The organism is Thermosynechococcus sp. PP555, from assembly GCF_031583225.1.
Taxonomy (GTDB): Bacteria; Cyanobacteriota; Cyanobacteriia; order Thermosynechococcales; family Thermosynechococcaceae; genus Thermosynechococcus.
Genome location: NZ_CP134168.1, coordinates 1,556,952 through 1,570,767 on the forward strand (window position 1 = coordinate 1,556,952; position 13,816 = coordinate 1,570,767).

Annotated in this window: 10 protein-coding genes and 1 pseudogene; 2 read left to right on the forward strand and 9 right to left on the reverse strand. The window is 55.0% G+C overall.

Going from position 1 to position 13,816, the window contains the following annotated elements; all coding sequences use genetic code 11:
* Positions 1 to 44: 44 nt before the first annotated feature.
* Positions 45 to 239 (forward strand): heavy-metal-associated domain-containing protein, encoded by a 195-nt coding sequence (locus tag RHH27_RS07620; protein ID WP_206199632.1) that lies wholly within the window; start codon positions 45 to 47, stop codon positions 237 to 239.
* Entirely contained in the window at positions 236 to 2,476 is a 2,241-nt protein-coding gene (locus tag RHH27_RS07625) for a heavy metal translocating P-type ATPase (RefSeq protein WP_310742718.1), read from the forward strand. Before RHH27_RS07620 ends, RHH27_RS07625 begins: the two co-directional genes overlap by 4 nt.
* A 10-nt stretch (positions 2,477 to 2,486) precedes the next feature.
* On the opposite strand, the gene RHH27_RS07630 is transcribed toward RHH27_RS07625, so the two are convergent.
* The 9 genes and pseudogenes from RHH27_RS07630 to RHH27_RS07670 form a co-directional block, all read right to left on the reverse strand.
* Positions 2,487 to 3,104 (reverse strand): prepilin-type N-terminal cleavage/methylation domain-containing protein, encoded by a 618-nt coding sequence (locus RHH27_RS07630; RefSeq protein WP_310742719.1) that lies wholly within the window; start codon positions 3,102 to 3,104, stop codon positions 2,487 to 2,489.
* A 32-nt stretch (positions 3,105 to 3,136) separates the two neighbouring features.
* A complete protein-coding gene (locus tag RHH27_RS07635) occupies positions 3,137 to 3,721 on the reverse strand; it encodes a Tfp pilus assembly protein FimT/FimU (RefSeq protein ID WP_302677954.1) in 585 nt (194 codons plus the stop codon).
* 32 nt (positions 3,722 to 3,753) lie between these two features.
* Positions 3,754 to 4,806, reverse strand: coding sequence for a type II secretion system protein J (locus RHH27_RS07640; RefSeq protein ID WP_302677955.1), 1,053 nt, complete (start codon positions 4,804 to 4,806; stop codon positions 3,754 to 3,756).
* A 31-nt stretch (positions 4,807 to 4,837) separates the two neighbouring features.
* Complete coding sequence (locus tag RHH27_RS07645) at positions 4,838 to 5,509, reverse strand: hypothetical protein (protein ID WP_302677956.1); 672 nt, start codon at positions 5,507 to 5,509, stop codon at positions 4,838 to 4,840.
* 17 nt (positions 5,510 to 5,526) lie between these two features.
* The gene (gene hpsA, locus RHH27_RS07650; protein WP_302677957.1) at positions 5,527 to 9,918 is read right to left on the reverse strand and encodes a hormogonium polysaccharide biosynthesis protein HpsA; all 4,392 of its coding nucleotides are present in this window, start codon (positions 9,916 to 9,918) and stop codon (positions 5,527 to 5,529) included.
* Positions 9,919 to 10,133: 215 nt separating this feature from the next.
* Positions 10,134 to 11,087, reverse strand: a pseudogene (locus RHH27_RS07655) (Rpn family recombination-promoting nuclease/putative transposase).
* 3 nt (positions 11,088 to 11,090) lie between these two features.
* Entirely contained in the window at positions 11,091 to 12,020 is a 930-nt protein-coding gene (locus tag RHH27_RS07660) for an Rpn family recombination-promoting nuclease/putative transposase (RefSeq protein WP_302677958.1), read from the reverse strand.
* Between the two features lie 3 nt (positions 12,021 to 12,023).
* On the reverse strand, positions 12,024 to 12,929 hold the full coding sequence (locus RHH27_RS07665) for an Rpn family recombination-promoting nuclease/putative transposase (RefSeq protein WP_302677959.1): 906 nt from the start codon (positions 12,927 to 12,929) through the stop codon (positions 12,024 to 12,026).
* Between the two features lie 3 nt (positions 12,930 to 12,932).
* Entirely contained in the window at positions 12,933 to 13,814 is an 882-nt protein-coding gene (locus RHH27_RS07670) for an Rpn family recombination-promoting nuclease/putative transposase (protein WP_302677960.1), read from the reverse strand.
* Positions 13,815 to 13,816 lie beyond the last annotated feature (2 nt).

Here is a 13,816-nt window from a genome sequence, read left to right on the forward strand (position 1 = left end):
GGAGACTTCACGATGAATCGCAGGAGTGTCAGGGGAAGATCACCATGGTTCTCAAGCTGCGCGTGCCCGACATGGCCTGTGGCGCCTGTCGTGATGCCATTATCCAAGCGATTCAAGCGGTTGACACCCGTGCGACTGTTACCGCCCATCTCGCAACCAAAGAGCTAGCCATTGAGACCCAAGCCGCAGCGGCAGACATCCGCAGTGCCATTCGCCAAGCCGGTTATACGCCCCAATGATCACCCAGCTCAGCTTCAAGGTGCAGGGGATGCAGTGCGCCGCTTGCGCCAATGTCATTGAAACTGCCCTGCGATCGCTACCGGGCGTCAGGGACTGTGAAATTTATTTTGCCGCCGCTCAGGCCACGGTCACCTACGATCCCCAGCAAGTGACCTGGTCAGATCTACAGGGGGCGATCGCCAAAGCGGGCTATCACGCAGAGCGACTGCCTGAAGAAGGCTTGGTAACTGACACCGCCACCGCAGAATTGACCTATCGGGCTGAGCTGCAGCGTCTCAAACGCCGCCTCCTCTTTGCGGGTGGCGCCACCCTACTACTGCTAGTGGGGAATCTACCCATGATGACGGGCTGGCATCTCCCTTGGATCCCCCCATGGCTGCACCATCCTTGGCTGCAACTGTTGCTGACAGCGCCAATTCAGTTTTGGAGTGGCGAATCCTTTTATGAGGGCGCCTGGCGGGCACTGCGCTATCGCACAGCAACGATGGACACCCTAGTGGCTCTGGGCACCAGTGTCGCCTTTTTCTACTCGCTCTTTGGGACGCTCTTTCCCCAAGCCTTCCATGGCCACATGCCAGAGGTCTATTACGAAGTCTCAGCCGTCGTCATTACCCTGATTCTCTTGGGACGCTTTCTCGAAAGTCGCGCCAAACGGGAAACTGCTGCCGCTATTGGCAAACTCCTCGCCCTGCAACCGAAAACGGCACGGGTGATTCGTAACGGGGAAGCCGTGGAGGTGCCCCTGATTGAAGTGCAAGTGGGGGATCGATTGCTGGTGCGTCCCGGCGAGAAAATTCCCGTGGATGGTGAGATTGTGGCTGGGGCTTCGACGGTGGATGAATCCATGGTGACCGGGGAGAGCCTAGCGGTGGAAAAACGCGAGGGGGATGAGGTCATTGGTGCCACCCTCAATCAAACGGGCAGCCTACAAATGCGTGCTACACGGGTGGGACAGCAAACCTTTTTGGCACAAATGATTCGACTAGTGCAGCAGGCCCAGGCCTCAAAAGCCCCCATTCAAAAACTGGCGGATCGCATCACGGCTTGGTTTGTACCGACGGTGCTGGCGATCGCTCTGCTGACGGGGCTGCTGTGGCTGACCATTGGCCGCAATCCCACCCTAGCCCTGTTGACCACCATTGGCGTTTTGATCATTGCCTGTCCCTGTGCCCTTGGCTTGGCCACCCCCACCTCAATCATGGTGGCCACCGGCAAAGCAGCGGAGTATGGCATTTTGATTAAAGATGCCCGCAGTCTCCAGCTGGCCGATCGGGTGCAAACTGTGGTTCTCGACAAAACAGGCACCCTCACCCAAGGCCATCCCAGCGTCACCGATTTTTATCCTCAGGCGGATGCCACAACCCTTTTGCGGCTGGCCGCCAGTGTGGAATGGCACTCGGAACATCCCTTGGCTGCCGCTGTGGTCGAGTATGCCCAAGGGCAGGGGGTATCGCCGCAAGCGGTTCGCGACTTTGTGGCCACGATTGGTCAAGGGGTACAGGGCATGGTTGAGGATCAATGGGTGCTCATTGGTACGCCAGCCTTTCTAGCAGGCCACAAGATTGACATCACCCCTTGGCAGCCTCAAGCTCAAACCCTTGCACAGCAGGGGAAAACGGTCATCTGGATAGCGGTGGATGCCCAAGTCAGGGGGCTGATCGCCCTTGCCGACACGCTGAAACCCGAAGCCCCAGCGGTAGTGGCTGCCCTGAAGCGCATGGGATTAGAGGTGATTCTCCTCACGGGCGATCAGGCCGTAACAGCTGCGGCCATTGCCCAGCAAGTGGGAATTGAGCATTACGTTGCCAGTGTCCGCCCCAATCAAAAGGCAGCGATCATTGCTGAACTGCAACGGCAAGGGAAGTGCGTGGCCATGGTGGGGGATGGCATTAATGATGCCCCGGCCCTCGCTCAAGCCGATGTGGGCATTGCTCTGGGCACGGGTACCGATGTAGCGATCGCCAGCAGTGACATCACCCTCATTGCCGGTCATCTTCAGGGCATTGTCATCGCCCTACAACTCAGCCGCGCCACCATCCAAAATATTCGCCAGAATCTCTTTTTCGCCTTCATCTATAATGTGGCTGGCATTCCCATTGCCGCTGGTATCCTTTACCCCCTGAGCGGCTGGCTCCTCAATCCCATGGTGGCCGGTGCAGCAATGGCCTTTAGTTCCTTCTCCGTGGTGATGAATGCTCTGCGCCTGCGCTCTTTTCGACGATCGTCGACATTCTAACCCCCTAAAATTACTCCGTTGTCTGAATTGGAAAATACTTGACTGGGTCATTAGAACCTTCTGGCTGATCTTCCCAACAATCCCCAGGGGGTGCTGCCGTTTTTCCCTCCTTCACCGAAGCACTCGTGACCCCAAAATCCCCCGGCTTCGCCCAGACACAGCCCGACACCCCCTTGCCTGCTGGATCAATGGCTTGGGCATGCACAGCGGCATACCACGGATTACCGCCACCATGGAGGATGCGGCCAGTATTTTCCTCCTTCACTTGGTCATAGGTGAGCGTCAAGGGATAGTAGCCATCCACCCTATAGCCCCCCCCTTGGGTGTTATAGAGACCCAGATAGGCAATTTTGGTGGCAAAAATTTTGTGGCGCACCCGGTAGGCCTCCTGGGCACGGTTAACTGCCCCCACCGCTGATTTGGCCCCCGCCAGTTGTGCCTTGAGCCGTTGGTTTAGCAGCGAAGGCAAGGCAATTAGGGCAATCACCCCTAAAATCACCATCACCACCAGCACCTCCGGAAACGTCAATCCGCCATTGGCTCCCCACCGCCGCCGCTCCTGCAGAAAAAACAGCAGCTTCAGATATACACTGTCCCTACCCCTGTCCCCATGTTCTGTCATAGCCATCTCTAACTCTTCAACACTGCTCTACCGACACCTTACTCACGATACACGCCACAGGATGTTCCCTGCTCAATGCGCATCCCCCCCAAAATGGTTGGTATTCGCACGCACTGGAGGTACTCGTCTTCATAGGCATAGATGCTAAAGGCAATCCGCCGGGGCGTCACCGGCGTGATCACCCGCCCCTGATGGTCAAAGGCCAACTCACACTGTTGGACTGCCGCCGATCGCGCCTGGGGCTGCCAGCATTCCAAAATTCGATTCCCCTCCCCCACCTCTGTGGAGTTAAAGTCAGTGGCGTACATGACCATCACCAACTGCTCATCGTCATCCACTAGGGGCTGCCACTGCCAGTCCCTCCTATCCCGGTTGACGGGATTGGTCGACCACTGCGGGCCAAAATCGGTATTGCGAAATGCCGCTATCCAAGGCAGCTTTTCCCTTTTGGCATTGGCCTGGGCAAGGCGCAGTACATTGCGGGCAGTATTCACAGCGGCGCGCACCCGTTGCCGTTGCAGCAGTGGAAACAGGGTCATGGTGCCAATGCCCACAAGAATGGCAATCAGGACAATGACCACCAGTATCTCGGTCATGGTGTAGCCCCGTTGGCGGCTGTTCATGGCTGCGGCGCTCCTTTTCCTTAGGCGGTTAGCTAAAAATTGGGAACTTTTCCTTGCACCGAACGGCTCAGCACCGTGGTGGTCAGCACGGGCCGATTTTGTATATCTTCTTCACGGATCCCCGGCAAGCCCTGGGGATTGCCCCGCAGATAAACAAAGGTGGCGGCATTAAAGCTTGAGCCGCGCTCTTGCACACAGGCAAAAAAGCCTGCCGGTGCCGGCGCATCACTGGTGTCTCGGGGAGTGCGAATTGTCCCCGTTGGGCAGTCTGGCCTTGGCATACTGGTGTCAGTATCAATAAAGTCTGTGACCACCGTCAAATCGGTGACCCGTAGATAGCCCTCAATGTTTTTGACAGGGCGACTAGATTGCAGATTGGCACCAGTTTGCACATCAATTGGCCAGCGGGCAAAGTTGGTCTTTCCTGTAGGGTCAACATACCCCTGGTTAATCCCCAGCCAGTCGTAGTTAGCATCACTAGCCCTCGCCGCTTCCTTATATTTGCGCAGTTGGTAGCGCACGAGTCGTGCCTGCCCCTGCCAATCCGATTCCGGTGACCAAAAGGACTGGCGAGCGGTATCAATGTAATACACCACCAAGGTATAACTGCGGCGGCCACTTCTCAGCTCTTCGCAGTGTGCTTTCGCATTTGCCTGATCTGTTGACCATACCCTTGAGCAATCCCGCGGCATGACGAATCGGGCATACCCCAGTTGGTTTTGGTAGTAGGGAAAGGGCTCCAAAATCCACATCGCCAACACCGGCCGCATGGTACTTGGAAAGTCAGGCAGGTAGTTTGTCAGGGGCTCGGGGCGGGAGGTATCGCCACAGGAGCCGCTGCCAGCTAAGCAGTTGCCGTTATAGACAAACACCGCCTGGGACAGATCCGTACTGATCACATCCAGCGTCGCCTTGAGGTCTTGGCGCAGCTGATTCAAAGCAGCCTCGCGGCTTTCGGTTTGGATCATGTCGATTAAAATTGAGCCTAAGGAGGCGGTGATCACCCCAGCAATGACCAAGGAAACCAGAATCTCGGTAATCGTAAAGCCCTTGGATCGCCGCCGCCACCAACCCAGCAGTTTCATTGCAACCTCTCCTCTTTGCGACAACAACACCTTATGAACCAGAACCTGAACCGCCATCTCCCTCCGGCACAGCCATCAGCGGCAGGGTTTCAGCGGAGTCACTGCGCAGCAGCACCGTTGTCAACACCGCCAAGGGCCGTCTTTCGGCACCCACAATGCTGCTGGTCATCATCACCGCTTCTGGCTCAATAGGGTCGGGGTTGCTCTCTGGCTCCATCGGCAAGGCTGCAGCGCTATAGACCCGCACCTGCACTGGGTAAGCCAAGACCCTGCGGGCAGCGTCGGTAATCATGGTACCGCGATAGATTTGCACCCCAAAGCGGGCATTGTTCAGCTGCCGCTCGCAGGCCGTGGTGGCATTGTTGGGCAAGTTGCAGCTTGTCAGACTGGTGGGCGGGGCTTGCCTAGAGAGGACTGAAGGATTACTCACGGAGGCGCCAACAGTGCTTGCAGGAGGCAGCAGGCCACTGTCTTCGCGAATGTCGATGCCCTGCTCCATCATCACCCGCAGCCGATCCAACTCGCCACGGGCAATCTCTGTGGCTTGGTTAATGCGATCGTTGCGCAAGCGGGTAGCCGCCACCAACAGCAGCGGTGCGGCCAACATGGCCACAGAGAGGTTCACCACCAGAATGGCAATCAAACACTCCACCAAGGTCAGCCCCCCATTGGCTGGCTGCAGCCGCTGCAATTGCCGAATCATCGAACTCACCTCCATCGTTAGGCAGAACAATTAGACACCGTTGGATCAACTCGTCCACTACCGTCAGGACGTTGGGCACAGCGTAGGCGTAGGATATAGGGATCGTCGGCACGCAGCTCAGTGTAGAATTCATTGCGTTGCCGCCCTGGGGTAATAAATCGCCGTGCCACTGGCCCTGCCGGTGCCAGCTGCAGACCCACGTCATAGCCCCAACGCCGAGTCGGCGCTCCGTAGTACTGAATTAACTCTACAGATTGCGCTGGACAATTGAAGGCGGTGTTGACATCGCGGCAGCGAGAATCAGAATCGTTGGAAATTTCCCACTGGTCTTGGTCAAAGGGGGCGGTGGCTTGGGTCGAGAAGTTGAGTTGAATAAAGGATCCCTGAATGGTAAGGTTACCCCATCCCTCCAGAAAACGCGGGAAGTTGTGCATGCCGCCATAGGATTGGGTCGGTCGCGAAGGCACCGTGCCACTGATGATTACCGCATTGACTTGGGTAGCTTGAGCACTGTTGCGAGAGCGAGGATCGTTAAACGTATAGAAGTTGCCGTTGTAGGGTTCCGGTTGAGAGTTCTGGATGACCCGAGGCGTGCCATTACCATCCACATAAATCGGTGAACTGGGATCAAAGGGACTTTCCCGCAGCCAAACTGTATTGCTAGGTAAGTCCTCACTAGGACGGTTGGCATTCAAGAAAGAGGTGCGCAGGTTTGCATTGTTGGCGTTGGCACAGGTCAGGTAGATTTGGCCAGGATTGTTGCCGTTGTTAACCCGTGCGTCACTTCCAGTGTTTTGCACATAGTTTGTGGCGAGGTTTTCAGGGGAGTTGTTGTCAAGCCTTTGAATATCATCGTTGTAAGCCTGAGCAAAATAATCATTGGCAGAGCCATTGCAGAAACTGTCAGAGAGAATCGTCACCGCATCCCCGAGGATTTCTGCGGGTCGCCAAGTGTCGGAGTTAGGCCGAGCAAAGCGATTATCGAGCGTATTACGGCTATAGAAGTTGCTCCAGTTTGCGTCTAGGGTTGTGGTAAATTCCTCCAGATTGTTTGTTGTGCCGTTGGTACTGTGGAGGTTAAAGTTCCCCTGAATATACACGGGGTTATCGCTGATAAAGGAGAGACCAGCGATATTCTTCTCGGCAGGAATTCCTTGGCGGTCAAGGCGCCGGCCATTCCACAATCGAAAGCCATTGGGTCGCCGCATTGGATCCGCAAAGAAATCCACTGGTTTTGTCGAAATGCCGTTGGCGGCTCGGATGGGATCATGAGGATTGCTGGGATTAGTATTCATCCAGTTTTGACCTGTAATGGCAGGTCGGGCAATGCCATCTTCGCGCACTGCATCCTCCCGGAAGGCATAGACAATGCCCCCCATCGGCAGCCATGTATCCCCACCAATAGTCCTGCGCCGCAGCAGGTCAAGGTCAATATCCATTTCCCGCACCGCCATCTCTTCACGACCATTGAAGAGGGTGTTATCAAGGAAAGCGACATTGCGAGCATTGCCGTCAAAGCCAATGATTTGATTCAGGCGGCTGGGATAGCGGATATTATTCACTAGAGTCCCAGTAGCTGGCTCGGTAGGGGTAAGGAAATCTGTTGGATTCATACGTGGGTTTGCTTTAATATCACCCGGAGTTACAGACGGCCTCCCCTGCGGCGGGTTGAAGATCTTCCGCAACGCTGGATATCGCTGGTATTCTGCGCAAAAAGCCTCCCGCAAGTTGCTATACCCATTAGGAATTCCACACGTGTACCCTTCTTGTGGATTAAGGTCATATTTCACCTGCTCCGTGAGGGCAATCAGGCGTGCTAAGCGTGCTAGTTTATCATCATCATTATTAGGGTCTTCTGGCAGCGGGCGCTGATTCCAGTTGTTAACTAGGGCGGTGATGTAGGCATCTGACTTCAGATAGTCCTCCCCATCTTTCAAGCGATACCTCAATGGGTAATCAGGGTTAACGCCCTTGCGATAGACCTCGATGGTAGAACTATTGAAAATCACTTCACCATTGTCTCGATTCCCGTCACGCAAATTGCCGATCGCATTATTCAGATCACTCAGGTTGAGGTTTTGGTAATTTAGATTTTCAAGGGTATTCACGCTATGAGCCAGCATTCCCAACATACAGCCTGCGGTGTGGATTGTACTTTGATCGGCCAAGCTTAGAGCGCTCAAGCTGCCTCTTTGCTCTAGGAGTTGAAGCGCGCGGGCAAGGTTCGAGAAATTCCCAGCACGGGTCTTGGCAGGATTGGGGTGAATTGTGGTTCCCCCTATTTCCTGTTTGGGCGGAAACGCCCCATCCACACCATCACTCGCATAGGCCACGAGGTTCCGCATCGCTTGTTGCATCTCTGGACTGTTGAAATTAGGAGGCTGAAACTCCCAACCATTGGTGCCGCGCCCGGTAAAGAAGTCAAAGAAGCGGAAGTTAGGGGGCAAGCCCTGAATGCCATCGTACTGGTTGAACATGATGCTGCGCAGGGCAGTTTGCGGTGTGCCGTGGTGGTGAGTAGTCGCCAAGCAGGCGATCGGCTCATAGCCCCCTGTGTTTTGCCCCGGATAAGGCTCCGTAAACGGATCGGGAATAGTGGAGTCAACCGTTGTTCCCCTCGCTTTGTAGTGATAAATGGCTGTGGCCTGCACGGCCGCCAAATCATCCCGCAGCGTGCGGTGCTGATAAAACTCGTTGCGGCGACTGTTACTAGCGGTATTACCCGCAGGTGGATAAAGAGGTTCGCCCAGTTCCAAGCGTTCTCCCACAATGATTCGTAGGCCTTCTTGGCGTGCCCGCCGCTCCCAGTAGCCATCCAGTCCCAAATCCTCCCGTTTATTTTGGCTGTCGGAGGGGGCAACATTACGAGTCAGCAGATCGCGCCCCTCAATCGGGTCGCCCACCTTAGCGCCTGGCGGAATTTGCCGCAGCGGATCAGAAGCAGGCATCTTGACGTCATACACGGGCTTAGGGCCATAGCGGTCATCAGCGCGGTACGTATCATCCACGTAGGGCTTAGGTTGGGTTTTATTGTCAAAGCGCCCCTGCTGCACATAAAACTGATTCGACCAGTAGTTAGTATCAGTATCATTCTGTGCAGTATCCCGTACCGTCACATTGGTTGGATCACTCCCGCGCGCCCGACTGCGGTCTTCGGTCACAATAGCCACTGGGTTGAGAGCGACATCCGCGGGGTTCAGACCATCCTTTACAGAGTCCCGCTCCGCCGTAAACCTGACGTTTTGAGCAGGTGGATTCGCATCCTCAGTGGTGTAGGGGGCACTGGGCGGCTCGCGGTAAGAGTGAATGTAAACATTTGGCGCATTGGTGTTGTTATCCCGCAAGCTCCCCGCCATAAATTGGCCTTGGAATTCAATCTCATTGGTTTCTGGGTTGCGGATTTCCGTTGCCGTAATCTCTGAAGCCGCGCGGGTATAAACACAGGACTTCGGCGCGCTAATCAGATAGGCGGTGAAACCAGTACCACCCGTCAAAAAGACACTCCCCTCGGTGTGCAGTGCCCCATTCCAGCGAAACACCGGCCCCGGAAAAATCTCCAAATCATTGCGGAACCATGCCCCCCATTTATTGCCCCGCTCCATTTGGCGTTCCTGCACAAACTCAATCGTCGACAGCGCCTGACCACCATTGCGGTTTTCATAAACAAAGGCATTAATTTGAAAGTTCTTGCGCAAAATAGCACTGCCCACTTCATCCCAGCCCACTTCCACCTGTTGGCCTGCGGCGCCGCCCAGATCACTACACTGATTCCCCAGTTCAGTAATCCCCATTGGCCGACTGCGGGTGATCAATTGACCAGCTTTTTGCGCATCCGATTGATCGAGTTGCGCATTGCTCGGTCGCCGCATCAAGATCGAGTAGGCCACGATCGAGTCACTAGTGGGTTGAAACACCCAAGCATTATCCACCTGCCCATCGCCATTAATATCAATCCGCTGCTCGTCAGCCATCGTATAGGGGTCGGGGTTGCGGGTGGTCTCTAGCCGATTGCCAATAATCTGTTCAATGGTTTCTTCCCCCGGCACCCCATTCGGACGCAGCGGATCTTGGTTAAAGAAGTACTCTAGCTTGGCACGTGCCCTATCAATGGCCGGTGCAGTGGCATTCAAAACTTGGATGGTCTGCCGTTGCCCCCCCACCTCTGCGGTGCGATTCAGCGTGCGGATCATCAGTGCTGCCACCGTTAATGTCAGCACCACCAACACAATCACCGCCGTCGGCAACACAAACCCCCGGCGCCCAAACTGCAGTTGCCGCCCCCCTCTCCCTAGGGGTGCCAGCCGTCGCCGTATCCAGAGGCGCAGCTGGTAAAGCAAATGACGAATTGCTTGGGTCAATTTGCGATACTGCCGTTTTGAGAGGCCAAAGCGTCGGTCATTCTTTTTCATAGGGGCACCTAGTCAACGCACGGGAGCAGTAACCTACCACTAGTTATATCGATAGATCTGAAGATCTGAAATAGGCTAGTAATTAGTATGGTTTTTCCTTAGTAAAAAATTTCAGCCTCCAGACAATTTTGCGGATTGTTGCGCACAGCAATCATACTTAAAGATCAAAAACACAATTTTTCAACTGTTCCAACCAGCGATTTATGATGCCTAGGCTAGCTGGAGCGCTCTAGCCACGCAAACACTTCCTCTAGGGCAGTGAAGTCCAAGAGAGCCTCTGCCAATGCTTCGATTTGAGGGGGAGAGAGCTGGCGAATGCGCTCCTCAAGGCCAGCTGGTAACTCGCCAAACCGCCGCCTTAACTGCCGCAACACAACGAGGGTCTCTCCCTGTTGCAACCCTTCCTGCCGCCCTTCCTGTCGCCCTTCCTGTCGACCTTCTTCCCGTGCCTCAGCATAGACCTCTTCCCGTACCTCAGCATAGACCTCTTCCCGTACCTCAGCATAGACCTCTTCCCGTACCTCAGCATAGACGTCCCGATAAAACCGCGTCCGCTTCAACTCTTCCGTCGTAAACCCCAGCATGCGCAGCACCTCCTCGCGACTCAGCTCCGTAAACTTGTACAGCACAATGGTGGTGATTAACTCTATTATGGCTTCTGGCCTTGGAACCGCCTCTGTGCGAGTCCGCTCTGCCAGCAACCGTGCTGCTGTCGGCATCTCTGCTTCGGGTAACACTGTGAGCTGCATCAGCGCTAGGCTCAATGGCAACGCCTCAAGCGACCCCAATTCATTCAGATAGACCCGATGCAGGCGATGACTATTCACCAACACCTCATAGGGTTCAAAGGACACTTGTTCCACTTGACGATGGGGATAAATGACCACCGCTTGCCAGTCAGAGAAGGTCTGGCGATACAGCCGCAGATAAAGAAAGATTTCCGCAAAGAAGCGCTCGTAGAAGCTGTTATCGCGCTGAAACTGCACCTCACAGAAATAGACGGTTCCTGAGGGGTCAGGGGGGAGAAAGACGCCATCCATGCGAAAGGCCGTTTACTTCAGCTCCACGGAGTCAAAGCGATACCCCTGCGGTGTGTCTCTGCCCAAGAGGTCGAAGAGGGTCTGGGGCAGCTGGGCAAAGAGTTGATAAAAAAGGGAGTCACGGCGCATGGGCTAGGGGGAGCGCTCTAGCCATGCAAACACTTCCTCTAGGGCAGTGAAGTCCAAGAGAGCCTCTGCCAAGGCTTCAATCTCATGGGCAGGGAGCTGGCGAATGCGCTCCTCAAGGCCAGCTGGTAACTCGCCAAACCGCCGCCTTAACTGCCGCAACACAACGAGGGTCTCTCCCTGTTGCAACCCTTCCTGCCGCCCTTCCTGTCGCCCTTCCTGTCGACCTTCTTCCCGTGCCTCAGCATAGACCTCTTCCCGTACCTCAGCATAGACCTCTTCCCGTACCTCAGCATAGACGTCCCGATAAAACCGCGTCCGCTTCAACTCTTCCGTCGTAAACCCCAGCATGCGCAGCACCTCCTCCCGACTCAGCTCCGTAAACTTGTACAGCACAATGGTGGTGATTAACTCTATTATGGCTTCTGGCCTTGGAACCGCCTCTGTGCGAGTCCGCTCTGCCAGCAACCGTGCTGCTGTCGGCATCTCTGCTTCGGGTAACACTGTGAGCTGCATCAGCGCTAGGCTCAATGGCAATGCCTCAAGCGACCCGAGTTCATTCAGATAGACCCGATGCAGGCGATGACTATTCACCAACATCTCATAGGGTTCAAAGGACACTTGTTCAGCTTGGCGATGGGGATAAATAACCACCGCTTGCCAATCAGAGAAGGTTTGGCGATACAGACGCAAGTAGAGAAAGATTTCTGCAAAGAAGCGCTCGTAGAAGCTGTTATCGCGCTGAAACTGCACCTCACAGAAATAGACGGTTCCTGAGGGGTCAGGGGGCAGAAAGACACCATCAATGCGAAAGACCGTTTGCTTCAGCTCCACGGAGTCAAAGCGATACCCCTGCGGTGTGTCTCTGCCCAAAAGGTCGAAGAGGGTCTGGGGCAGCTGGGCAAAGAGTTGATAAAAAAGGGAGTCACGGCGCATCGGCTAGCTGGAGCGCTCTAGCCATGCAAACACTTCCTCTAGGGCAGTGAAGTCCAAGAGAGCCTCTGCCAATGCTTCGATTTGAGGGGGAGAGAGCTGGCGAATGCGCTCCTCAAGGCCAGCTGGTAACTCGCCAAACCGCCGTCTTAGGAGGCGTAAAACAACAAGGGTCTCTCCCTGTTGCAATCCCTGTTGCAATCCCTGCTGTAATCCCTGCTGCAATACCTCTTCCCGTACCTCAGCATAGACCTCTTCCCGTACCTCAGCATAGACGTCCCGATAAAACCGCGTCCGCTTCAGTTCCTCAGTAGTAAACCCCAGCATGTGCAGCACCTCCTCCCGACTCAGCTCCGTAAACTTGTACAACACAATGGTGGTGATTAACTCTATTATGGCTTCTGGCCTTGGAACCGCCTCTATGCGAGTGCGCTCTGCCAGCAACCGTGCTGCTGTCGGCATCTCTGCTTCGGGTAACACGGTGAGTTGCATCAGCGCTAGGCTCAATGGCAATGCCTCAAGTGACCCGAGTTCATTCAGATAGACCCGATGCAGGCGATGACTATTCACCAACATCTCATAGGGTTCAAAGGACACTTGTTCAGCTTGGCGATGGGGATAAATGACCACCGCTTGCCAATCAGAGAAGGTCTGGCGATACAGACGCAAGTAGAGAAAGATTTCTGCAAAGAAGCGTTCGTAGAAGCTGTTATCGCGCTGAAACTGCACCTCACAGAAATAGACCGTTCCTGAGGGGTCAGGGGGCACGAAGACGCCATCCATGCGAAAGGCCGTTTGCTTCAGCTCCACGGAGTCAAAGCGATACCCCTGCGGTGTGTCTCTGCCCAAAAGGTCGAAGAGGGTCTGGGGCAGCTGGGCAAAGAGTTGATAAAAAAGGGAGTCACGGCGCATCGGCTAGCTGGAGCGTTCTAGCCATGCAAACACTTCCTCTAGGGCAGTGAAGTCCAAGAGAGCCTCTGCCAAGGCTTCAATCTCATGGGCAGGGAGCTGGCGAATACGCTCCTCAAGGCCAGCTGGTAACTCGCCAAACCGCCGTCTTAGGAGGCGTAAAACAACAAGGGTCTCTCCCTGCTGTAATCCCTGTTGTAATCCCTGCTGCAATCCCTGTTGCAACCCTTCCTCTCGTGCCTCAGCATAGACGTCCCGATAAAACCGCGTCCGCTTCAACTCTTCCGTCGTAAACCCCAGCATGCGCAGCACCTCCTCCCGACTCAGCTCCGTAAACTTGTACAACACAATGGTGGTGATTAACTCTATTATGGCTTCTGGCCTTGGAACCGCCTCTATGCGAGTGCGCTCTGCCAGCAACCGCGCTGCTGTCGGCATTTCTACTTCGGGTAACATGGTGAGCTGCATCAGAGCTAGGCTCAATGGCAATGCCTCAAGTGACCCAAGTTCATTCAAATAGACCCGCCGCAGGCGATGACTATTCACCAACACCTCATAGGGTTCAAAGGACACTTGTTCCACTTGACGATGGGGATAAATGACCACCGCTTGCCAGTCAGAGAAGGTCTGGCGATACAGCCGCAGATAAAGAAAGATTTCCGCAAAGAAGCGCTCGTAGAAGCTGTTATCGCGCTGAAACTGCACCTCACAGAAATAGACGGTTCCTGAGGGGTCAGGGGGCACGAAGACGCCATCCATGCGAAAGGCCGTTTGCTTCAGCTCCACGGACTCAAAACGATACCCCTGAGGCGTGTCTCTGCCCAAGAGGTCAAAGAGGGTCTGGGGTAGTTGGGCAAACAGTTGGTAAAAAAGAGAGTCACGGCGCATCG

What these genes read in the sequence shown, in the direction of transcription:
- RHH27_RS07620 (WP_206199632.1), top strand. Translation starts at nt 45, where the DNA reads ATGGTTCTCAAGCTGCGCGTGCCCGACATGGCCTGTGGCGCCTGTCGT.
- RHH27_RS07625 (WP_310742718.1), top strand. Translation starts at nt 236, where the DNA reads ATGATCACCCAGCTCAGCTTCAAGGTGCAGGGGATGCAGTGCGCCGCT.
- RHH27_RS07630 (WP_310742719.1), bottom strand. Translation starts at nt 3,104, where the DNA reads ATGGCTATGACAGAACATGGGGACAGGGGTAGGGACAGTGTATATCTG.
- RHH27_RS07635 (WP_302677954.1), bottom strand. Translation starts at nt 3,721, where the DNA reads ATGAACAGCCGCCAACGGGGCTACACCATGACCGAGATACTGGTGGTC.
- RHH27_RS07640 (WP_302677955.1), bottom strand. Translation starts at nt 4,806, where the DNA reads ATGAAACTGCTGGGTTGGTGGCGGCGGCGATCCAAGGGCTTTACGATT.
- RHH27_RS07645 (WP_302677956.1), bottom strand. Translation starts at nt 5,509, where the DNA reads ATGATTCGGCAATTGCAGCGGCTGCAGCCAGCCAATGGGGGGCTGACC.
- hpsA (WP_302677957.1), bottom strand. Translation starts at nt 9,918, where the DNA reads ATGAAAAAGAATGACCGACGCTTTGGCCTCTCAAAACGGCAGTATCGC.
- RHH27_RS07660 (WP_302677958.1), bottom strand. Translation starts at nt 12,020, where the DNA reads ATGCGCCGTGACTCCCTTTTTTATCAACTCTTTGCCCAGCTGCCCCAG.
- RHH27_RS07665 (WP_302677959.1), bottom strand. Translation starts at nt 12,929, where the DNA reads ATGCGCCGTGACTCCCTTTTTTATCAACTCTTTGCCCAGCTGCCCCAG.
- RHH27_RS07670 (WP_302677960.1), bottom strand. Translation starts at nt 13,814, where the DNA reads ATGCGCCGTGACTCTCTTTTTTACCAACTGTTTGCCCAACTACCCCAG.